The following is an 18,304-nucleotide window of genomic DNA, read 5'->3' as shown; positions in this document are numbered from 1 at the left end:
TAGGACGTGGGCGCGCCGGCCGTAGGACATCACTGCTGACATCCGGCGGCACGCGCGCGGGCTGCGGGGATTGCGAAGCCGCGGCGCGGCCACGCAACATGCGACCCTTTCCTCCACCCGAGTCACGCGATGTCCACAAAGAAGACGCCCAGCAAGACGCCGCGCCAGGCGACGGCCACCGCGCCGCACCGCGCCGACAGCCATGACCTGATTCGCGTGCAGGGCGCGCGCGAGAACAACCTGAAGGACGTCAGCGTCGACCTGCCCAAGCGGCGCCTGACCGTGTTCACCGGCGTGTCGGGCTCGGGCAAGAGCTCGCTGGTGTTCGACACCCTCGCGGCCGAATCGCAGCGCCTCATCAACGAGACCTACAGCGCCTTCGTGCAAGGCTTCATGCCGACGCTGGCGAGGCCCGAGGTGGACGTGCTGGAGGGCATCACGACGGCCATCATCGTGGACCAGGAGCGCATGGGCGCTAACGCGCGCTCCACGGTGGGCACGGTGACAGATGTCAACGCGCTGCTGCGCATCCTGTTCAGCCGCGTCGGCAAGCCGCACATCGGCCCGCCCAGCGCGTTCGCGTTCAACGTGCCGTCGGTGCAGGCCACCGGCGTGATCACGGTGGACAAGGGCGGCGCCAGCCAAGCCGTCAAGCAGACGTTCTCGCGCACCGGCGGCATGTGCCCGCGCTGCGAGGGCATGGGCTCGGTCAGCGACTTCGACCTCACGCAGCTGTTTGATGCCAGCAAGTCGCTCAATGAAGGCGCTATCACCATCCCCGGCTACAGCATGGAGGGCTGGTCCGGCCGCATCTTCCGCGGCTGCGGCTTCTTCGACCCAGACAAGCCCATTGCGAAGTTCACCAAGCGCGAGCTGCACGACCTGCTGCACAAGGAGGCCACCAAGATCAAGGTCGCGGGCATCAACCTGACCTACCTGGGGCTGATCCCGGGCATCCAGAAGTCGTTCCTGGGCAAGGACGTGGATGCCATGCAGCCGCACATCCGCGCCTTCGTGGAGCGCGCCATCACCTTCCAGACCTGCCCAGATTGCCACGGCACGCGGCTGTCCGAAGCCGCGCGCTCGGTGCGCATCGGCAAGCTCGGCATCGCCGAGGCCTGCGCCATGCAGATCAGCGACCTCGCCGACTGGGTGCGCAGCCTGAAAACCGCGAAGGAGGCGCCGGGCGTCGCGCCGCTGCTGCAGAGCTTGCAGCAGGCGCTGGACGCGTTCACCGAGATCGGCCTGGGCTACCTGTCGCTGGAGCGGCCGTCGGGCACGCTGTCGGGCGGCGAGGCGCAGCGCGTGAAGATGATCCGCCACCTGGGCTCCGCGCTGACCGACGTGACCTACGTGTTCGACGAACCTACTGTGGGCCTGCACCCGCACGACATCCAGCGCATGAACGAGCTGCTGCTGCGCCTGCGCGACAAGGGCAACACGGTGCTGGTGGTGGAACACAAGCCCGAGGTCATCGCCATCGCCGACCACGTCGTGGATCTGGGCCCACGCGCCGGCAGCGCGGGCGGCGAGGTGGTGTACCAGGGCGACGTGACCGGCCTGCGCACCAGCGGCACGCTGACCGGCCGCCACCTGGACGACCGTGCAGCGCTGAAAGCCCGTGTGCGCCAGCCCACGGGTGCGCTGAAGGTGCGCGGCGCCAGCACGCATAACCTGCAGCAGGTCAGCGTGGACATCCCGCTGGGCGTGCTGTGCGTCGTCACGGGCGTGGCCGGCTCGGGCAAAAGCTCGCTGATCCACGGCTCGGTGGCCGCGCAGCACGGTGTCGTCACCGTCGACCAGGCCACCATCCGCGGCTCGCGGCGCAGCAACCCCGCCACCTACACGGGCCTGCTCGACCCCATCCGCAACGCCTTCGCCAAGGCCAACGGCGTCAAGCCCGCGCTGTTCAGCGCCAACTCCGAGGGCGCCTGTCCGACTTGCAACGGCGCCGGCCTCATCTTCACGGACCTCGGGCCCATGGCCACCGTGTCGACCGTCTGCGAGGACTGCGGCGGCAAGCGCTTCCAGGCCGCGGTGCTGGAGTACCAGCTGGGCGGTCGCGACATCAGCGAGGTGCTGGCCATGCCGGTCACGGCGGCGCGAGAGTTCTTCGGCCAGGGCGCCGCGAAGACGCCGGCCGCCCACGCCATCCTGGAGCGGCTGGCCGACGTGGGCCTGGGCTACCTGAGCCTGGGCCAGCCGCTGACGACTCTGTCCGGTGGCGAGCGCCAGCGCCTGAAGCTGGCCACCCACCTGGCCGAGAAGGGCGGCATCTACGTGCTGGACGAGCCCACCACCGGCCTGCACCTGGCGGACGTGCAGCAGCTGCTGGCGCTGCTGGACCGGCTGGTGGATGCCGGCAAGGCCGTCATCGTCATCGAGCACCACCAGGCGGTCATGGCGCACGCAGACTGGATCATCGACCTCGGCCCGGGCGCGGGCCACGAGGGCGGCCGGGTGGTCTTCGAAGGCACGCCCGCCGCGCTGGTGAAGCAGCCCTCGACGCTGACGGGCCGGCACCTGGCCGACTACGTGCGCGCGGCCGGCCGCTGAGCCGGCTGCAGCTGCGCAAGATGGCACGAATCACGCTGGCAACCCCCAATTCGCAGTGGTGCCGGCGTGTCGCCATGGCCGCGCGAAAGGCGTCTACTTGAATGCACGCGACTCCTTCCAACCACCATGAGCCACATGCCCACACCCCGCCGCCTGTGGAACGCGCTGATGCCCCAACCCGGCATGCCGGCCCACTTGATCGAACCTGTGCTGTCGCTGGACAGCCTGCCCTCCGGGCTGGACGACGCGCCTGCGCCGCCTCGGCTGGTGCGCCGCGCCATCGAGCAGGCGCTGGAGGAAGGCAGCCGCCGTGTCTACGAGCCGATGCAGGAGGCCGCGGTCATCGAGACCCGACGCCGCCGCTGATGGCGTTCACAGCGGCGTCGGCAGCGGCTCGCCCCGCTGCCAGGCGTCCACGTTGGCGATGAAGTTCGTCACCGAGCCGCGGATGGACTGCGGCGACCAGCCCGCCACATGCGGCGTCAGGATGACGTTGGGCAGCTTCACCAGCGCCTGCGGCGGCTGGGGTTCGCTCTCGTAGACATCCAGCGCCGCCCCGGCAATCTGCCCCGCCTGCAGCGCCGCGGCCAGCGCGGCCGTGTCCACGCAGCTGCCCCGCGCGATGTTGACCAGGTGCCCGCCCGGCCCCAGAGCCGCCAGAACGCCGGAGTCGACGATGTGCTTCGTCGCCGCACCGCCCGGCGTGGCGACGACCAGGTCGTCGGCCCACGCGGCCAGCGCCACGGCGCTGTCGAAGTAGCGCGTGTCACCGGAATCGGCAGCATCGGCGCGCGGGCGACGGCTGTGATAGCCGATGACCATGCCGAACGCCGCCGCGCGGTGCGCGATTTTGCGGCCGATGGCGCCGAAGCCCAGCACGCCCAGGCGCCGACCGGCGAAGCTGGGGAACAGCGGCAGGTCGTCACGCCACACGCCCTGGCGCAGTGCGGCGCCCAGCTGCGGCAGCGCACGCACGCTGGCCAGAAGCAGCGCCAGTGCGTGGTCGGCCACGCAGTCGTCGTTGGTGCCGGCGCCGTTGCACACCACCACACCGCGCTCGCGGGCCGCGTCCAGCGCCAGGTTCTCGTAGCCGGCGCCGATCGCCGCCAGCAGCTTCAGCCGCGGGCAGGCGGCGATCTCGGCGGCGCTGAAGCCCACGGCGCCGTTGGTGAGCACCAGGTCGATTGCGGCGGCCTGCGCGGCGAGGGCTGCGGCGCGAGATGCGGCATCCGGCGCCTCGATGATGCGGTAGCGCTCCAGCAGCAAGGCCTTGTGTTCGGCGGCGATGGGGATCAGCAGCAGCAGCGTGAGCATGGCGAAAGCAGGGAACGCAAGGGCCGCATCATGACCGAGCCACGCTGACGAATGGCCGGCCGCCCGGCGCGCACCACAATCCACGCAGACCACTCAAGCCGCTCGCCATGAAACTTCTGCTGCCAACCGCGCTGATCGCGCTGCTTGCGACTGCGCTGGCCCACGCCGCACCCGAAACGCCGCTGGACGCCCTGCCCTACACGCCCAGTCTGGACGTGACCGCGATGGACCGCAGCGCCGACCCCTGCGACGACCTGTATCGCTTTGCCTGCGGCGCCTGGAGCCAGGCCAATCCCATCCCGTCGGACCAGTCGCGCTGGTCGGTGTACGCCAAAGCGGCCAACGAGAACCAGCGCTATCTGTGGGGGGTGCTGGACAAGCTGGCCGCGCCCGGCGAGCGTCGCAGCGCCAACCAGGCCAAGCTGGGCGACTACTTCTCCGCTTGCATGGACGAAGCCGCCGTGCAGGCCGCCGGCCTGGCGCCGCTGCAGCCGTGGCTGGATCGCATTGCCGCGCTGAAGGACAAGTCATCGTTGCCCGCGCTGCTGGCCGAGCTGCAGCTGGCCGCCGGAAACGACCGGCTGTTCTTCGGCTTCGGTGCCGGCCAGGACTTCGCCGACGCCACGCGCCAGATCGCCTTCGCCTCGGCCGGCGGCCTGGGCCTGCCCGACCGCGACTACTACCTGAAGCGCGACGACAAGACGCTGAAGATCCGCCAGGCCTACGAGGCCCACGTGGCCCGCCTGTTCGAGCTGCTTGGCGACTCGCCCGAGGCCGCCCGGGCCGGCGCGCGCAGCGTGCTGTCCACCGAAACCGCGCTGGCGCGCGCGTCGCTGTCCAAGGTCGACAAGCGCGACCCGTACAAGACCTTCCACGTCGTCAACGCCAAGGCGCTGCAGGCGCTGACGCCCGGCTTCGACTGGGTCGTCTACCAGGCCGCGCTGGGCACCGCGCCGCGGCATGCGCGCTACAACGTCACCGAGCCGGCCTTCTTCAAGGCCTTTGACACGCGGCTGAAGACCATGACGCTGGCCGACCTGAAGACCTACCTGCGCTGGCAGCTGGCCAGCAGCCTGGCACCTGCGCTGGACCGCAGTTTCGTGCAGGCCAACTTTGACTTCTACGGCCAGACGCTGCACGGCACGCCGCAGCTGAAGGCGCGCTGGAAGCAGTGTGTGCAGCTGGTGGACGTGCAGCTGGGCGAAGCGCTGGGACAGGAGTACGTGGCGCGCAACTTCACGCCCGAACTGAAGGCCGCCACAGTGCAGATGACGCACGACATCGAGCAGGCCATGGCGCGCAGCATCGACAGCCTGACGTGGATGAGCGCCACGACCAAGACCCGCGCGCACGAGAAGCTGAAGGCCATCGTCAACAAGGTGGGCTACCCGGACCGCTGGCGCGACTACACGGCGCTGGCAGTGCAGCGCGGCGACTTTCTCGGCAACGTCGCGCGCGGCAATGCATTCGAGGCGAAGCGGCGCCTGGCCAAGATCGGCCAGCCGGTGGACCGCGGCGAATGGAGCATGACACCGCAGACCGTCAACGCGTACTACGACGCGCAGATGAACGACATCAACTTCCCCGCCGGCGTGCTGCAGCCGCCGCTGTACGACCCGAAGATGGACGAGGCGCCCAACTGGGGCAACACCGGCGGCACCATCGGCCACGAGCTGACGCACGGCTTCGACGACGAAGGCCGGCAGTTCGACGCGCAGGGCAACCTGAAAAACTGGTGGACCAAGAAAGACGGCCGTGAATTCGAAAAGCGCGCCGCGTGCGTGGCCGACCAGTACGCGCAGTACCCGGTCGTCGACGACATCAAGATCAACTCGCAGCTGACGCTGGGCGAAGACCTGGCCGACCTGGGCGGCCTGGTGCTGGCCTGGGAGGCGTGGAAGGCGCACATGCAGGGCCAGCCGGCCGAAAGCCGCGACGGCCTGACGCCCGAGCAACGCTTCTTCGTCGGCTTCGCCCAATGGGACTGCGCCGATGCCCGTCCCGAGGCCCTGCGCGTGCAGGCCAAGGTAGACCCGCATTCGCCGGCCAGGTGGCGCATCAACGGCGTGGTCGTCAATATGCCGGAGTTCGAGAAGGCCTTTGCTTGCAAGCCAGGTGCCAAGCTGGTGAAGCCGGCGGGGAAGCATTGCAAGGTGTGGTGAGGGGCAGGAGAAGGGCCCCTCGCAAAGGGGCACTCTGCAGCCCGGCGGGCAGGCGACACCCAGCAAACTTCACCCGCCTTCTGACGCAGCTCGTTTTAGAAGTTATGCCACACCAAACGTCATGCCCGTCCCCCCACATCTGAAGTCGTTCTGGAACGAGTTTGCGCAGGCCTGCGGCGAAACAGACGAGAGCCGCTACTACGACATCTGTGTTTTCGGCGACAGCGAAGCGCTTGCGGACGAACTGGCACTGTTGGTGCTTCGCGGCGTGAAGCGAGCGACGGCGGGCTCTCTGTGGTCCTACGAAGACCAGGGCATGCGCGTGCCGAAGCCGGGAGACCTCAGCATCGTCACCGACGGGTCCGGCCACCCGCTGTGCGTCATTGAGACCCGATCGGTAGCCACGGTGCCCTACGACGAAGTCACCGCCGAGTTCGCCGCTGCCGAGGGTGAAGGCGACGGCTCCCTGGCCTTCTGGCGCGAGGCGCACCGGCAGTACTTCCAACGAGAATGTGCCAAGGCGGGCAGGCAGTTCCACGAGCACATGCTCCTTGCTTGTGAGCGGTTCGCCGTCGTCTATCCATCCCCGCCGCGTGCGGCCCCAGAGAACTGACACGCAGCCAGCAGGGCATCAAGATCGGCCCCTCGGCGGCATCGACACGCCCACCTTCAATCATGGACAAATCCTTGCTGCAGCAGCAGGTGCTGGCACGGCTCGCCGAAGACCTGCGGCAGGCCGAGCAGGCCGCGCGAACGGCTCACGAAACGGCGACCCACGAAGAGAACGTCGCCGAGAACAAGTACGACACCCTCGGACTCGAAGCCGCCTACCTGGCCACCGGCCAGGCGCGTCGCGCCGAGGCCATCCGCCAGGCGATGGCCAGCTGGCGCCAGTTCCGCCCGCGTCCCTACGACGCCAGCCAGGGCATACAACTCGGCGCGCTGGTCTGCCTGGTCGATGCCGACGACAGGCAACAGCAGGTCTTCCTCGGCCCGCCTGGGGGCAGCATGAAGCTGGGCAGCGGCGCCGAGGAGGTCCAGGTCATCAGCACCGAAGCCCCGCTGGCCCGGGCCCTGCTGGGCAAGTTCGAGGGCGACGAGGTGCCGATGCCGGTCGCACCCACCCGGCGGCCGTTCGAGGTGCTGTGGGTTCGTTGAGCCGCAAGCGGCCCCGCTATGACAGCAGCTTGAACAGCAGGTTTGGGTGGATGCCCAGGTTCATCAGCCCAGCCAGCCCCATCAGCACGCCGAACACCGTCGGCACCAGGGCCACGATGAACAGCGACCACATGTGCGTCAGCGCGGTCACCGCCAGCAAGGCGATGGCGATGGCCAGCAGCGCGTCGGACAAGTCGAACTGGTCGTCGCGCTTGCCGTACGCGTTGTAGTCGGCCTGAGCCTTCTCGGCCAGTTCGCGCAGCTCGTCGCGCTTCTTGAGCTGGTCTGCCTGCTTGGCGCGGTAGCTTGCGATGGCCTGGTCGTACGCGGCCACCTGGGCCGCCGGGGCGCCGGCCTTGGCCAGCTCCAGCGAGGTGGCGGCCTGCTCGGCCACGTCGGCGCGGATGGTGCGTGCCTGGTAGTAGGCCCAGTAGTCGAGCTTGTCGACCTGGGCCTGCTGCATGGCCTGGACGATGTTGTCGTCCTTGACCTTGCAGATGCCCAGGAAGGTGGCCAGCGCGGCCACGGTGATGGCGACGGCGGCATTCAGGCGCTTGGCGCTGGCATCCTCGGCGGCCTCGGTGGCACGGTCGATGACGTCGGTGGGTTCGAGCATGGCGGTATCGGGCAGGCCGCGACAGCCGCGGCGATGCTGTCTGTGACAAACCGGCGCTGCGAGTTCCCGCGGCGACCGGTTCAGGGCTGCACGACGTTGCGGCCCTGGCGCTTGGCGCGGTACAGCGCGGCGTCGGCACGGGCCAGCACGGCGCTGGCGTCGGCATCGCCGTGCTCGGCCTCGGCGAGCCCGAAGCTGGCGCTGACCGGCCAGTCCTGCTCCAGCCAGCGCAGCGGTGTGTGCTCGACCAAGGCGCGCATGCGCTCGGCCACCAGCGCGGCGCCGGCGATGTCGGTGTCGGGCAGCAGCAGGCAGAACTCCTCTCCGCCCAGCCTTCCGAAGCGGTCCACCTCGCGCATGCACGGCTGCAGCACCGCCACCAGTTGGCGCAGCGCGGCGTCGCCCGCCGCATGGCCCAGCGTGTCGTTGAGCTGCTTGAAGTGGTCCATGTCGATCATCACCAGTGCATAGCGTCGGCCCCGCGCCAGCCATGCATGGGCGTGCGCCAGCGCCTGGTCGAAGGCGCGGCGGTTCAGCGTGTCGGTCAGCGGGTCGCGTTCCAGCAGCCGCTCGATCCGCAGGATCAGCCGCATCAGCAGCAGGAAGGCCAGCGTCGCGTTCTGCAGCAGCGTCAGCACCAGCGCGGTCCACAGGAACAGCCGGTTGAACTCGCCGGGCACGCGCAGGTCGGGCGTACCGCCGGAGGGCAGCACGGTCTCGGCCGCACGCACGAGCAGCAGCGTGCCGATCAGGAACAGCGGCAGCGCCAGCGGCGCAGGCGTGCGCCGGCCGCTGCCCCAGCTACCGGAGCTGCCGAGCGCGCGCCACGCCCCGACGCCTGCACCCAGTGTCAGGCCCGCGCTGGCAAGGCTGACGACGCGCGCCTGCCAGCGCAGATCGTCGCCGTAGGGCACCGCCGCCAGCAGCACCGCTGCCACCGCCACGACGAGAGCGCCGGGCTTCCAGGCCAGGTGGCGCGCGGTGATCGCCGACACGGCGGCACCCAGCAGCGCGAACGAGGCCACCGCCAGCACATCGCCGGGCCAGAAGGTCAGCGCATCGGGCAGCACGCCGCGCGACATGTGCAGCGCCACCGACGCGACCAGGGCGGCGTTGGCGCCCGCCATCGTCAGCGACGCGCGCGGCGCCAGGCGCGCCACCCACGCCAGCGCCAGCCACACGAAGGCCCCAAGGCCCGCAAACAGGATGAGCGACGCGAGCAGCGTCATCGTGTGTGCGGCGGTGGTCATGGAGGCGCCGTCCGACCATCGAGGTGCGTGGCCACGCAGACGCGGTTTCGGCCATCGGCTTTGGCACGGTACAGCTCGGCATCGGCACGCGCCATGCCGACTTCGCCTTGCCCGTCGCCCACCGCCGGCAGTGCCACGCCGAAGCTGGCGGTCAGTCGCAGCGCGGTGCCCTGCCAGTCCAGCGGCTGCGCCGCCAGCGACGCGCGCAGCCGCTCGGCCACCGCAGCTGGGGCGGCCAGGTCGTCGGGAACGGCCAGCGGCAGCAGCGCGCAGAACTCCTCGCCACCCAGGCGACCGAGCCGGTCCACGTCGCGCAGGCCGGCCTGCCAGACCCGCACGCAGTGCTGCAGCGCCGCGTCGCCGGCCGGGTGGCCGTGCTGGTCGTTGACCTGCTTGAAATGGTCGATGTCCATCATCACCAGCGCGAAGCCGCGGCCCCGCTGCAGCTGGGCCTGGGCGTCGGCCAGTGCCTGCGCGAAGGCGCGGCGGTTCAGCGCGAGGGTCAGCGGATCGCGGTGCATCAGATGCTGGATGCGCATGATGAGCCGCCAGATCATCAGCGCGATGAGGCTCAGCGTGATGGCGGCGGTCACGACGAACCACAGCACCGCGCGGGCGGCCGACGGCAGCTGGTCCTCGCGGATGCGCGCCTCCCAGCCCGGCACCAGCAGCAGCTCGGCGCCGTGCACCAGCGCCATCAGCGCCAGCGCCGCGAACGGCAGCGTGATGCCGATGGCCACCGGGCGCGACAGCCGGTCGCCGATGCCGCGCCACATCTCGCGCACGGCCATCGAGCCCAGCGCCGCCACGGCCGCCGCGCTGACGAGCGGCGGCGCCAGCGCGACGCCGCTGATCAGCCCGGCCCCGAGGGCCACGCCGCCGACGCCGCCTATCCATGCGATGTCGCGCGGGCGCTGGCGGCTGCGCAGCATGCGGCGCACCGCCAGCAACAACAGCAGTACGCAGGCCAGCAGCGCGAACTCCGAGAGGGCCTGGCGCAGCGGCAGCGGCCAGCCGGCCATGCAGTCGCCGCAACCCTGCGACACGACGCGCGCCAGGTGGGCGGCGGCCATCAGGCGGCCCGCGCGCGGCGCGATGCGCAGCAGTTGCGCCAGCGTCAGCCAGGCCAGCGCCGCCATCCCGTTGAAGAGGGCGCTGGCCTTCAGGACTGTCGGGATGTCTAAGAAGTCCATTCAGCGGCGGCGAGCGGGTCGCCAACAGAAATCACAATACCGCGCATGTCGGCTTGGGTTTTGATCACCGGGGGATCTCGTGGCATCGGTGCCGCGACGGCACGGCGCTGCGCCGCAGCAGGCTGGGACATCGCCATCAACTACACGCAGGATAGCGTCGCGGCCGAGGCGCTGGCGGCCAGTTTGCACGGCATGGGCCGGCGCGCGCAGACGCTGCAGGCCGATGTCGCCGACGAGGCGCAGGTGGCCGCGATGTTCGAGCGGCTGGACGCCGCGGGCGGCCGGCTGGCCGGGCTGGTCAACAACGCCGGCATCGTCGCGCCGGCCATGCGGCTGCAAGACATGACCCCCGACCGCTGGCGGCGACTGTTGAACGTCAACGTGGTCGGCACGCTGCTCTGCTGCCAGCAGGCTGCGCGGCGGATGAGCACGGCGCGCGGCGGCGCAGGCGGCGCCATCGTCAATGTCAGCTCCCGCGCGGCCGAGTACGGCTCGGCCGGCATCTACGTGGACTACGCCGCCACCAAGGGCGCCATCGACACGCTGACCCGCGGCCTGGGCCGCGAGCTGATCGCCGAGGGCATCCGCGTCAACGGCGTGCGGCCCGGCGTGATCGAGACCGACATCCATGCCGACAGCGGCCTGGATCCGCACAGCGCCGCCACGACCCTCCCCATCCAGCGCCTGGGGCGGCCTGAGGAGATCGCCGAGGCCATCGCCTGGCTGCTCAGCGACGCAGCCAGCTACACGGTGGGTGCGATGCTGGACGTGGCAGGCGGACGCTGAACGCGCGGCGCGCAGGTCAGTCTCAGCGCTTCTCGACCAGGCTGGATTCCACCCCTTCGCCGCGCAGGCGCTCGGCAGCGGAACGCGCCTCGTCGACGTTGGGGAACGGCCCGGCGCGCAGCCGGTGCAGGCCGGCCTCGCGCACCACGGTCAGCAGCGGCAGCAGGCTGAGGTCGGCCTCGGCCACGCGCTGGCGCAGCGTCTCGGCGGCATCCAGCCGGGCGAAGGCGCCGAACTGCAGCCACACGCCACTGGCGGCACTTGCGACGCTGGACGCCGTGGCCGTGGTGTCGCGCTGCGGCGCGCCGGGCGGCGTGTCGGGCGCGAACAGCGGCGGCGGCTCCGCGGCAGGCTGCCAGTTGCCGGCGCGAATCTCGGCATAGGTGATGCGCCGCACCTCCACCGGTGCCACACCGCGCAGCACGTCCAGCTTCAGCGCGGCGGTGTAGCTCAGGTCGATGACGCGGCCCTTGTGGAAGGGGCCGCGGTCGTTCACGCGCACGATGATCTCGCGGCCGTTGGCCGGGTTGCGCACGCGTGCATAGCTGGGGATGGGCAGCGTGGGATGGGCTGCCGTCATCGCGTACATGTTGTAGATCTCGCCGCTGGCCGTGGGCCGGCCGTGGAACTTCTTGCCGTACCAGGACGCCAGACCGCGCTCGGCATAGGCGTCGTCGGCCGTCATGGGCCGATAGCGCTCGCCCAGGATCTCGTAGGGCTTGTTGGGGCCGCCGATGCGGATGGCCTCCAGGCGCGGCACCGCGTCGGGCACCTGGCCCAGGTTGCGCGGCGGGTTGGCCTCGGGGCCGTCACGGCCCCCGCCGCCCTGCGTGGCGCAGCCGGTCAACAGCGCCAGCACCAGCGCCACCAGGGCGGTCCCAGTATGCTGCGCGCTCGCATTCCTTCGTCGTCGACATGCCATGAGCAACTTCGTCTTTCCTCCGGCCGATATTCCCAGCGCTGCCGTGCGTGGCACGGACGCGCGTTACGCGGTCGCCCGCATCTTCTGCGTGGGCCGCAACTATGCCGATCATGCCCGCGAGATGGGCGCCGACCCGACGCGCGAGCCGCCGTTCTACTTCACGAAGCCCGCCAGCGCGCTGACGCCGTCGGGTTCGACCGTGCCCTACCCGCCCGCGACGAAGAACTACCACTACGAGATGGAGTTGGTCATCGCCATCGGCGCGCCGGTGTTCAAGGTCACGCCCGAGGCTGCGCGGGCCGCGATCTGGGGCTACGCCACCGGCCTGGACATGACGCGCCGCGACCTGCAGGCCGTGGCCAAGGCCGGCGGCAAGCCCTGGGACACGGCCAAGGGCTTCGACCAGTCCGCCGTCCTGGGCGACATCGTTCGCGTGAGCGAGGTCGGCCTGCTGGAGAAGGGCGCGATCACGCTGGCCGTCAACGGCGCCGAGAAGCAGCGCGGCGACCTGGCCGACATGATCTGGAGCCAGGCCGAGATCGTGTCCAACCTGTCGCACCTGTACCACCTGCACCCCGGCGACCTGATCTACACCGGCACGCCCGCCGGCGTGGGCGCCGTGGTGGCGGGCGACGTCATCACCGGCCACATCGAGGGACTGGGCGACATTCAGCTGACCGTGGGCCAGCCTGAGTGATGTTCACCGAAGAGACGCTGGAGCAGGCCCGCGCGCGCAACATCCGCGAGGCGCTGGCCGAGGACATCGGCCGCTGCGACTGGACGGCCCAACTGGTGCCCGCCGGCCGGCGCGTGGCCGCACAGGTGCGCGTGCGCGAGGCGGCCGTGCTCTGTGGCCGCGACTGGTTCGACGGCGTGTTCGCCGCACTGGACCCGACGGCCCGCATCGAATGGCTGTACGACGAAGGCGCCGTGATGACGGCCGACACGCTGGCCTGCCGCATCGAGGCAGACGGCCGCCTGCTGCTGTCGGCCGAGCGGCCGGCACTGAACTTCCTGCAACTGCTGTCCGGCACGGCGACGATCACGCGGGCCCACGTGGACGCGGTGGCCGGTGCGAGCCCCAACTCGACCGGCTGCGCCATCCTGGATACGCGCAAGACGATTCCCGGCCTGCGCCTGGCGCAGAAGTACGCGGTGCGCGTGGGCGGCGGCCAGAACCAGCGGCTGGCGCTGTATGCCGGCATCCTCATCAAGGAAAACCACATCGCCGCAGCCGGCGGCGTGGAGGCGGCGCTGCGCGCAGCGCAGACGCTGAACGCAGGCGTGGACATCCAGATCGAGGTCGAGACCCTCGCCCAGCTACACGAGGCGCTGGACGCCGGCGCCGTCAGCGTGCTGCTGGACAACTTCACCGAGACGCAGATGCGTGAAGCGGTGGCCGTCAACGCGGGCCGGGCGTTGCTGGAGGTATCGGGCGGCGTGGCGCTGGACCAGCTGCGCTGGATCGCGGCCACCGGCGTGGACCGCATCTCCATCGGCCGGCTCACCAAGGACGTGCGCGCGGTGGACTACTCCATGCGCGTGCTGGGGCCGCTAGCCGCGTAGGTGTTGCGACGCCCGGGCTGCGGCGTCGGCCGGGTGCTGCTGCATGAAGCAATGGCCGCCGTCCACGGTGCGTTCGGTGATGGCCGGGTTCAGTGCCTGCGCGTGGCGCGCGCCGCGTTGCACGAAGGGCATGGTGTCGCGGCCGTGGAGGATCAGCGTGGGCACGACCACACGCTGGACGGCCGGCCACAGCCCCTGCGGGCTCGACGCGAAGATGGCGGCCTCCAGTTCGGGCGTGCATTTCAGCGTGACGCTGCCATCCGCCTCGTCGCGCAGCGCGTGCGTGACGAAGGCCTGCAGCGCCTCGTCTGCCCAGCCCTTGTAGGTGCCGCGGCCGTGCAGCGCCTTCGCTGCCGCGGGCCGGTCGGGCCACTGCCGGCGGCGCCGCGCCGACGCCCGCGCCAGCGGGTTGAAGCGCGCCAGGCCCAGCCGCATCGCCAGCAGCATGAACGGCGGGAACAGCACCGGGTCCAGCAGCACCGCACGGCGAAAGGGCTGCTCCGGCTCGGCCAACATCAGCATCGACAGCACGCCGCCCAGGCTGTGGCCCAGCGCCAGGCGGGGCACAGCCCCGTAGCGCGCGGTGGCCGTGCGCGCGCATTCCAGCGCGGCCTGCGCGAACAGGTTCCAGCCGGGGAAGCGCGGCATCGCCTCGCTGTCGCCATGGCCAGGCAAGTCGCACAGCCACAGGTCGAAATCGGCGGCCAGGGCCTGCAGCATGGGTTCATACACGCGGCCGCAGAAGCCATTGCCGTGCAGCACGTGCAGCAGCGGCCGGCCCGTGGGCGGCGAGCACCACCCGCGCAGCGTCGTGCCCGTCACGGGTGACGCATGCGCCCAGGGTTCCAGCACCATCGAATTCAAGCGTCGAACCAGGGCTCGTTGGGCAGGTCGTCGAACACCTTGCGCAGACCCGCGCTCCAGCCGGTGCGCAGGGCCAGGAAGTACGGGTCATCGCGCTCAATGCGGTGCGGCGGCTGCATGGCCAGCTCGAACTGGTTGGCGCGCAGCATCAGCATGTCGATGGGCAGGCCCACGGACAGGTTGGACTGGATGGTGGAGTCGAAGCTGACCAGCGTGCACTTGGCGGCCTCGTCCAGGCCCGTGCTGTCATAGCGGATGACGCGGTCGATGATGGGCTTGCCGTACTTGCTCTCGCCGATCTGGAAATAGGGCGTGTCTTCTGTGGCCTCGATGAAGTTGCCTTGCGGGTAGACGTGGAACAGCCGGGGGCCCTCGCCCTTGATTTGGCCGCCGAGCAGGAAGTTGGCGCCGAAGTCCACGCCCTGGCTGTGCTGGCCGTCATCGCTGTCGCGCGACACCACCTCCTTCAGCATGCGCCCCAGCAGCACGGCCGCGTCGTACAGGCTGGGCACGTTGAGCAGGTGCTCGCCATCGCCCTTGAGGCGCTGGTTCAGCAGCGAGATGACCGACTGCGTCGTCGCCAGGTTGCCGGCGGCCAGGATGACGATCTCGCGCTGGTGCGGGATCTGGAACTGATACATCTTGCGGAAGCTGGCAATGTGATCGACGCCGGCGTTGGTGCGGGTGTCGGAGGCGAACAGCAGGCCGGCGCGCAGGCGCATCGCGACACAGTAGGTCATGGGCAGGACTCAGGCGAATGGGCTGGGTGCCATGTTACGGCGGGCCGAGTCCGACAGCCGTCCGTCCTGCGGGCCGACACCTGCGCCGCCCCATGCTGCCTAGGCTGGCGAGGTCTGAACACAGGAGCCCCTCATGGACGACTACCGCAGCAACGCTCGCACCGACGACACCGTTGGCACCGTTGGCACCGAAGAGAACCTCAGCGGCCCCGCCGCCGCCCAGAAGATCGCCGACATGGTGAACGCCGGCAACAGCTGCTTCTTCTGCACGCTGGGGCTGAACTCCCAGCTGCACGCGCGGCCGATGACCGTCACCGAGGTCGAGGAAGGCAGCGGCGCACTGTGGTTCTTCACCGAGATCGACAGCATGAAGAACGTGGAGCTGGACCGCGATCCCCGCGTCACGCTGTTCTTCAAGGAGGGCGACAACGCCGGCCACCTGAAGCTGGACGGCGAGGCCACCCAGGTCACCGACCCGGCCACCATCCACCGCTTGTGGAGCCCCAAGCTGCGCGCCTGGTTCACCGAAGGCGAGAGCGACCCGCGCATCTGCCTGCTGCGGGTGGACCCGGTCAGCGGCGAGTATTGGGACAACCGCCACGGCACGTTGATCGCCGGCATCAAGATGCTGTTCGGCGCCGTCGTCGGCCAGCGCGTGGACGAAGGCGTGCACGGGCAACTCAAGCTCTGACACCGGGTTCGAGCGTCGGGCCGCTCCCGAGCCGGCCCGCATTCAGGGGGGCGCGACTGCGCCCGGGCGCTTCAATGTGAATCACGCTCCACCACCGAGCCGGAACTGCCCACCAGCAGGTCCAGGTCCGCCCCCAGGTGGGCCTGCTGCACATGGTCCACGTACAGCTTCACGTAGCCGCGCGTGGCCAGTGGCGCTGGCGGCGCCCAGGCGGCGCGGCGGAGCGCCAGCTCGGCGTCGTCCACCAGCAGCTGCAGCCGGCGCGCGGGCACGTCCAGCTCGATGAGGTCGCCGTCCCGCACCAGCGCCAGCGTACCGCCTGCAGCCGATTCCGGCGCCACGTGCAGCACCACGGTGCCGTAGGCCGTGCCGCTCATGCGGCCGTCGGAGATGCGCACCATGTCTTGCACGCCCTGCTCGACGAGCTTGCGCGGCAGGTCGACGTTGCCCACCTCGGGCATGCCGGGGTAGCCCCGCGGGCCGACGCCCTGCAGCACGATCACGCTGTCTGCGGTGATGGCCAGGGCCGGTTCGTCGATGCGGGCGTGGTAGTCCTCCATGCTGCTGAACACAACGGCCGGCCCGCGGTGGCGCAGCAGTGCCGGCGTGGCCGCCGAGGGTTTGATGACGGCGCCCTGCTCGCACAGATTGCCGTGCAGCACGGCGATGCCGGCGGCGGGCTGCAGCGGCTCCGACAGCGGCCGGATGACGGCGGTGTCGTAGCAAACCGCGGTGCGGTAGTTGTCGTCCAGCGTGCGGCCGTTCACCGTCAGCACCTCGCGGTGCAGCAGGCCGCCGAGCTCCTTCATCACCACACCCAGGCCGCCGGCGTAGAAGAAGTCCTCCATCAGCCGCTCGCCCGAAGGCTTCAGGTTGACCAGCAGCGGCACCTGGCTGCCGTGGCGGTCGAAGTCCTCCAGCGAAAGCGGCACACCGATGCGGCCCGCGATGGCCAGCAGGTGCAGGATGAGGTTGGTAGAGCCGCCCACAGCGGCGTTGACGACGATGGCGTTCTCGAAGGCGGCGCGCGTCAGCACCTTCGCCGGGGTCAGGTCTTCATGGACCATCTCGACGATGCGCCGGCCGCTCAGCTGCGCCATCAGCTTCTTGCGCGAGTCGGCGGCCGGGATGGAGGCCATGCCGGGCAGCGTCATGCCCAGCGCCTCGGCCATGACGGCCATGGTCGACGCCGTACCCATCGTGTTGCAGTGACCCGCGCTGCGAGCGCCGCAGACCTCGGCCTCGGTGAGGTCGGCCGCACTGAGCTCGCCGCTGTCGATTCTGGCCTTGACCTGCCAGTTGAAGGTGCCCGAGCCGATCTCACCGCCTCGGAACTTGCCGTTCAGCATTGGCCCGCCCGACACGACCAGCGCCGGCAGGCCCACGCTGCAGGCGCCCATCAGCAGCGACGGCGTGGTCTTGTCGCAGCCGGTCATCAGCACGACGCCATCCAGCGGGTTGGCGCGCAGCGACTCCTCCACGTCCATGCTCGCCAGGTTGCGGAACAGCATGGTGGTGGGCTTCATGATGGTTTCACCAAGCGACATGACCGGGAACTCCATCGGCACGCCACCGGCCTCCAGGATGCCGCGCTTCACGTTCTCGGCCAGCTCGCGCAGGTGGCCGTTGCAGGGCGTCAATTCGCTCCAGGTGTTGCAGATGCCGATGACCGCGCGGCCGCCAAAGTAGTCGTCCGGGTAGCCCTGGTTGCGCAGCCAGGCGCGGTGCACGAAACCCATCTTGTCGCGCCCGCCGAACCAGCCCTGGCTGCGCAACTTCTTCTTGCCGTCATTGGCATCGTCCACCACTGTCGTCTCCTCGTCAGGAGTGAAATGGTAGCGCTATCCATGCCACTCAACATCGAGCGCAGGTTTGCTCGCATCTACCAAGTCGAGGGAGAGCTCAAAGACTTCAGCGACGACGAGCGTCGAGCTCAGCGGCACCGCCTGGCCAAGCTGTGATGGGATGAGCTGCGCCAGTGGTTCGACCTCGAGCGACGCATGGTTGCAGACGGCAGCGCGACCGCCAAGACCATCACACGCTGAGCCACTGGGGCGCGCTCACTCATCACCTCGAGGACGGCGCCGTGGCGCTGGACAACAACCACCTGGAACGCCAGATCAAGCCGTGGGCCATGGGACGCCGCGCTGGCAGTTCATGGGTAGCGAGCTCGCTGGCCAGCGCGCCGCCATCATCATGAGCCTTGTGCAGTCGGCACGTCTGAACGGGCATGAGCCCTGGGCCTATCTGCGTGACGTGCTGCAGCGTCTGCCGACGCTGCGCAACTCCCAACTCGATCTGCTGCCGCATCGCTGGAAGCCCGCTCAGGCCTGAGCTGCCAATCGCCGTCAAGGTGGAACGGCCAGACGCTCACCCAGAAAGTTGGACTCCACGCAGAGGTCATCGCACGATCCAAGTGAGTGACGCACCCGAAGGTGCGTATTCCACTGATCTCTGACAGTGTTCCATGCGATCGCGGACAACCT

At 69.9% G+C, this 18,304-nt stretch carries 19 protein-coding genes; 11 read left to right on the top strand and 8 right to left on the bottom strand.

Annotation, left to right across the window (positions count from 1 at the left end; all coding sequences use genetic code 11):
- The first annotated feature begins 129 nt into the window (after nucleotides 1-129).
- Entirely contained in the window at nucleotides 130-2,556 is a 2,427-nt protein-coding gene (locus ACG02S_RS02365; RefSeq protein ID WP_394468831.1) for an ATP-binding cassette domain-containing protein, read from the top strand.
- 126 nt (nucleotides 2,557-2,682) lie between these two features.
- Nucleotides 2,683-2,922 (top strand): hypothetical protein, encoded by a 240-nt coding sequence (locus tag ACG02S_RS02360; protein WP_394468830.1) that lies wholly within the window; start codon nucleotides 2,683-2,685, stop codon nucleotides 2,920-2,922.
- Between the two features lie 6 nt (nucleotides 2,923-2,928).
- On the opposite strand, the gene ACG02S_RS02355 is transcribed toward ACG02S_RS02360, so the two are convergent.
- On the bottom strand, nucleotides 2,929-3,870 hold the full coding sequence (locus ACG02S_RS02355; RefSeq protein ID WP_394468829.1) for an NAD(P)-dependent oxidoreductase: 942 nt from the start codon (nucleotides 3,868-3,870) through the stop codon (nucleotides 2,929-2,931).
- A 107-nt stretch (nucleotides 3,871-3,977) separates the two neighbouring features.
- On the opposite strand from ACG02S_RS02355, the gene ACG02S_RS02350 reads away from it, so the two are divergent.
- The 3 genes from ACG02S_RS02350 to ACG02S_RS02340 all read left to right on the top strand — a co-directional run bounded on the left by ACG02S_RS02350 (nucleotide 3,978) and on the right by ACG02S_RS02340 (nucleotide 7,190).
- Nucleotides 3,978-6,032: a M13 family metallopeptidase gene (locus tag ACG02S_RS02350; protein WP_394468828.1), complete on the top strand. Its 2,055-nt coding sequence runs from the start codon at nucleotides 3,978-3,980 to the stop codon at nucleotides 6,030-6,032.
- 121 nt (nucleotides 6,033-6,153) lie between these two features.
- Nucleotides 6,154-6,645, top strand: a complete 492-nt coding sequence (locus ACG02S_RS02345; protein ID WP_394468827.1) for an ASCH domain-containing protein — start codon at nucleotides 6,154-6,156, stop codon at nucleotides 6,643-6,645.
- 62 nt (nucleotides 6,646-6,707) lie between these two features.
- Nucleotides 6,708-7,190, top strand: coding sequence for a GreA/GreB family elongation factor (locus tag ACG02S_RS02340; RefSeq protein WP_394468826.1), 483 nt, complete (start codon nucleotides 6,708-6,710; stop codon nucleotides 7,188-7,190).
- A 16-nt stretch (nucleotides 7,191-7,206) separates the two neighbouring features.
- Here ACG02S_RS02340 and ACG02S_RS02335 read toward each other — a convergent pair whose 3' ends face one another.
- The 3 genes from ACG02S_RS02335 to ACG02S_RS02325 all read right to left on the bottom strand — a co-directional run bounded on the left by ACG02S_RS02335 (nucleotide 7,207) and on the right by ACG02S_RS02325 (nucleotide 10,249).
- On the bottom strand, nucleotides 7,207-7,806 hold the full coding sequence (locus tag ACG02S_RS02335; protein ID WP_394468825.1) for a DUF4337 domain-containing protein: 600 nt from the start codon (nucleotides 7,804-7,806) through the stop codon (nucleotides 7,207-7,209).
- An 80-nt stretch (nucleotides 7,807-7,886) separates the two neighbouring features.
- The gene (locus tag ACG02S_RS02330; protein ID WP_394468824.1) at nucleotides 7,887-9,056 is read right to left on the bottom strand and encodes a GGDEF domain-containing protein; all 1,170 of its coding nucleotides are present in this window, start codon (nucleotides 9,054-9,056) and stop codon (nucleotides 7,887-7,889) included.
- Nucleotides 9,053-10,249, bottom strand: coding sequence for a GGDEF domain-containing protein (locus ACG02S_RS02325; RefSeq protein ID WP_394468823.1), 1,197 nt, complete (start codon nucleotides 10,247-10,249; stop codon nucleotides 9,053-9,055). Before ACG02S_RS02325 ends, ACG02S_RS02330 begins: the two co-directional genes overlap by 4 nt.
- Before the next feature lie 45 nt (nucleotides 10,250-10,294).
- Here ACG02S_RS02325 and ACG02S_RS02320 point away from each other — a divergent pair, with 45 nt between their 5' ends.
- On the top strand, nucleotides 10,295-11,035 hold the full coding sequence (locus ACG02S_RS02320) for an SDR family oxidoreductase (protein WP_394468822.1): 741 nt from the start codon (nucleotides 10,295-10,297) through the stop codon (nucleotides 11,033-11,035).
- A 22-nt stretch (nucleotides 11,036-11,057) separates the two neighbouring features.
- Here ACG02S_RS02320 and ACG02S_RS02315 read toward each other — a convergent pair whose 3' ends face one another.
- Nucleotides 11,058-11,903, bottom strand: a complete 846-nt coding sequence (locus ACG02S_RS02315) for a septal ring lytic transglycosylase RlpA family protein (RefSeq protein WP_394468821.1) — start codon at nucleotides 11,901-11,903, stop codon at nucleotides 11,058-11,060.
- 52 nt (nucleotides 11,904-11,955) lie between these two features.
- On the opposite strand from ACG02S_RS02315, the gene ACG02S_RS02310 reads away from it, so the two are divergent.
- Entirely contained in the window at nucleotides 11,956-12,654 is a 699-nt protein-coding gene (locus tag ACG02S_RS02310; RefSeq protein WP_394468820.1) for a fumarylacetoacetate hydrolase family protein, read from the top strand.
- On the top strand, nucleotides 12,654-13,523 hold the full coding sequence (gene nadC / locus ACG02S_RS02305) for a carboxylating nicotinate-nucleotide diphosphorylase (RefSeq protein ID WP_394468819.1): 870 nt from the start codon (nucleotides 12,654-12,656) through the stop codon (nucleotides 13,521-13,523). Before ACG02S_RS02310 ends, nadC begins: the two co-directional genes overlap by 1 nt.
- Here nadC and ACG02S_RS02300 read toward each other — a convergent pair.
- Together ACG02S_RS02300 and ACG02S_RS02295 are read right to left on the bottom strand one after the other, a co-directional pair.
- On the bottom strand, nucleotides 13,512-14,378 hold the full coding sequence (locus ACG02S_RS02300) for an alpha/beta fold hydrolase (RefSeq protein ID WP_394468818.1): 867 nt from the start codon (nucleotides 14,376-14,378) through the stop codon (nucleotides 13,512-13,514). The two genes, nadC and ACG02S_RS02300, sit on opposite strands and share 12 nt — an antisense overlap.
- Before the next feature lie 5 nt (nucleotides 14,379-14,383).
- Nucleotides 14,384-15,127 (bottom strand): proteasome-type protease, encoded by a 744-nt coding sequence (locus ACG02S_RS02295; protein ID WP_394468817.1) that lies wholly within the window; start codon nucleotides 15,125-15,127, stop codon nucleotides 14,384-14,386.
- Between the two features lie 133 nt (nucleotides 15,128-15,260).
- Between ACG02S_RS02295 and ACG02S_RS02290 the strand changes: the two genes are divergently transcribed.
- Complete coding sequence (locus ACG02S_RS02290) at nucleotides 15,261-15,818, top strand: pyridoxamine 5'-phosphate oxidase family protein (RefSeq protein ID WP_394468816.1); 558 nt, start codon at nucleotides 15,261-15,263, stop codon at nucleotides 15,816-15,818.
- Nucleotides 15,819-15,889: 71 nt separating this feature from the next.
- Here ACG02S_RS02290 and ACG02S_RS02285 read toward each other — a convergent pair whose 3' ends face one another.
- The gene (locus ACG02S_RS02285) at nucleotides 15,890-17,623 is read right to left on the bottom strand and encodes an IlvD/Edd family dehydratase (protein ID WP_394468815.1); all 1,734 of its coding nucleotides are present in this window, start codon (nucleotides 17,621-17,623) and stop codon (nucleotides 15,890-15,892) included.
- A 173-nt stretch (nucleotides 17,624-17,796) separates the two neighbouring features.
- On the opposite strand from ACG02S_RS02285, the gene ACG02S_RS02280 reads away from it, so the two are divergent.
- Both ACG02S_RS02280 and ACG02S_RS02275 read left to right on the top strand, forming a co-directional pair.
- Nucleotides 17,797-18,018 (top strand): IS66 family transposase, encoded by a 222-nt coding sequence (locus tag ACG02S_RS02280; protein ID WP_394468814.1) that lies wholly within the window; start codon nucleotides 17,797-17,799, stop codon nucleotides 18,016-18,018.
- Nucleotides 17,946-18,152, top strand: coding sequence for a transposase domain-containing protein (locus ACG02S_RS02275; protein ID WP_394468813.1), 207 nt, complete (start codon nucleotides 17,946-17,948; stop codon nucleotides 18,150-18,152). The genes ACG02S_RS02280 and ACG02S_RS02275 overlap by 73 nt, the downstream gene beginning before the upstream one ends.
- Nucleotides 18,153-18,304 lie beyond the last annotated feature (152 nt).

The sequence above is a fragment of the Pelomonas dachongensis genome, from assembly GCF_043555865.1.
Classification (GTDB): Bacteria; Pseudomonadota; Gammaproteobacteria; order Burkholderiales; family Burkholderiaceae_C; genus Pelomonas; species Pelomonas dachongensis.
This window is presented reverse-complemented; position numbering and strand designations above follow the sequence as displayed.

Excerpts from the sequence above, each read along its gene's own strand:
- ACG02S_RS02365 (WP_394468831.1), top strand. The coding sequence starts at position 130 with ATGTCCACAAAGAAGACGCCCAGCAAGACGCCGCGCCAGGCGACGGCC.
- ACG02S_RS02360 (WP_394468830.1), top strand. The coding sequence starts at position 2,683 with ATGAGCCACATGCCCACACCCCGCCGCCTGTGGAACGCGCTGATGCCC.
- ACG02S_RS02355 (WP_394468829.1), bottom strand. The coding sequence starts at position 3,870 with ATGCTCACGCTGCTGCTGCTGATCCCCATCGCCGCCGAACACAAGGCC.
- ACG02S_RS02350 (WP_394468828.1), top strand. The coding sequence starts at position 3,978 with ATGAAACTTCTGCTGCCAACCGCGCTGATCGCGCTGCTTGCGACTGCG.
- ACG02S_RS02345 (WP_394468827.1), top strand. The coding sequence starts at position 6,154 with ATGCCCGTCCCCCCACATCTGAAGTCGTTCTGGAACGAGTTTGCGCAG.
- ACG02S_RS02340 (WP_394468826.1), top strand. The coding sequence starts at position 6,708 with ATGGACAAATCCTTGCTGCAGCAGCAGGTGCTGGCACGGCTCGCCGAA.
- ACG02S_RS02335 (WP_394468825.1), bottom strand. The coding sequence starts at position 7,806 with ATGCTCGAACCCACCGACGTCATCGACCGTGCCACCGAGGCCGCCGAG.
- ACG02S_RS02330 (WP_394468824.1), bottom strand. The coding sequence starts at position 9,056 with ATGACCACCGCCGCACACACGATGACGCTGCTCGCGTCGCTCATCCTG.
- ACG02S_RS02325 (WP_394468823.1), bottom strand. The coding sequence starts at position 10,249 with ATGGACTTCTTAGACATCCCGACAGTCCTGAAGGCCAGCGCCCTCTTC.
- ACG02S_RS02320 (WP_394468822.1), top strand. The coding sequence starts at position 10,295 with ATGTCGGCTTGGGTTTTGATCACCGGGGGATCTCGTGGCATCGGTGCC.
- ACG02S_RS02310 (WP_394468820.1), top strand. The coding sequence starts at position 11,956 with ATGAGCAACTTCGTCTTTCCTCCGGCCGATATTCCCAGCGCTGCCGTG.
- nadC (WP_394468819.1), top strand. The coding sequence starts at position 12,654 with ATGTTCACCGAAGAGACGCTGGAGCAGGCCCGCGCGCGCAACATCCGC.
- ACG02S_RS02300 (WP_394468818.1), bottom strand. The coding sequence starts at position 14,378 with ATGGTGCTGGAACCCTGGGCGCATGCGTCACCCGTGACGGGCACGACG.
- ACG02S_RS02295 (WP_394468817.1), bottom strand. The coding sequence starts at position 15,127 with ATGACCTACTGTGTCGCGATGCGCCTGCGCGCCGGCCTGCTGTTCGCC.
- ACG02S_RS02290 (WP_394468816.1), top strand. The coding sequence starts at position 15,261 with ATGGACGACTACCGCAGCAACGCTCGCACCGACGACACCGTTGGCACC.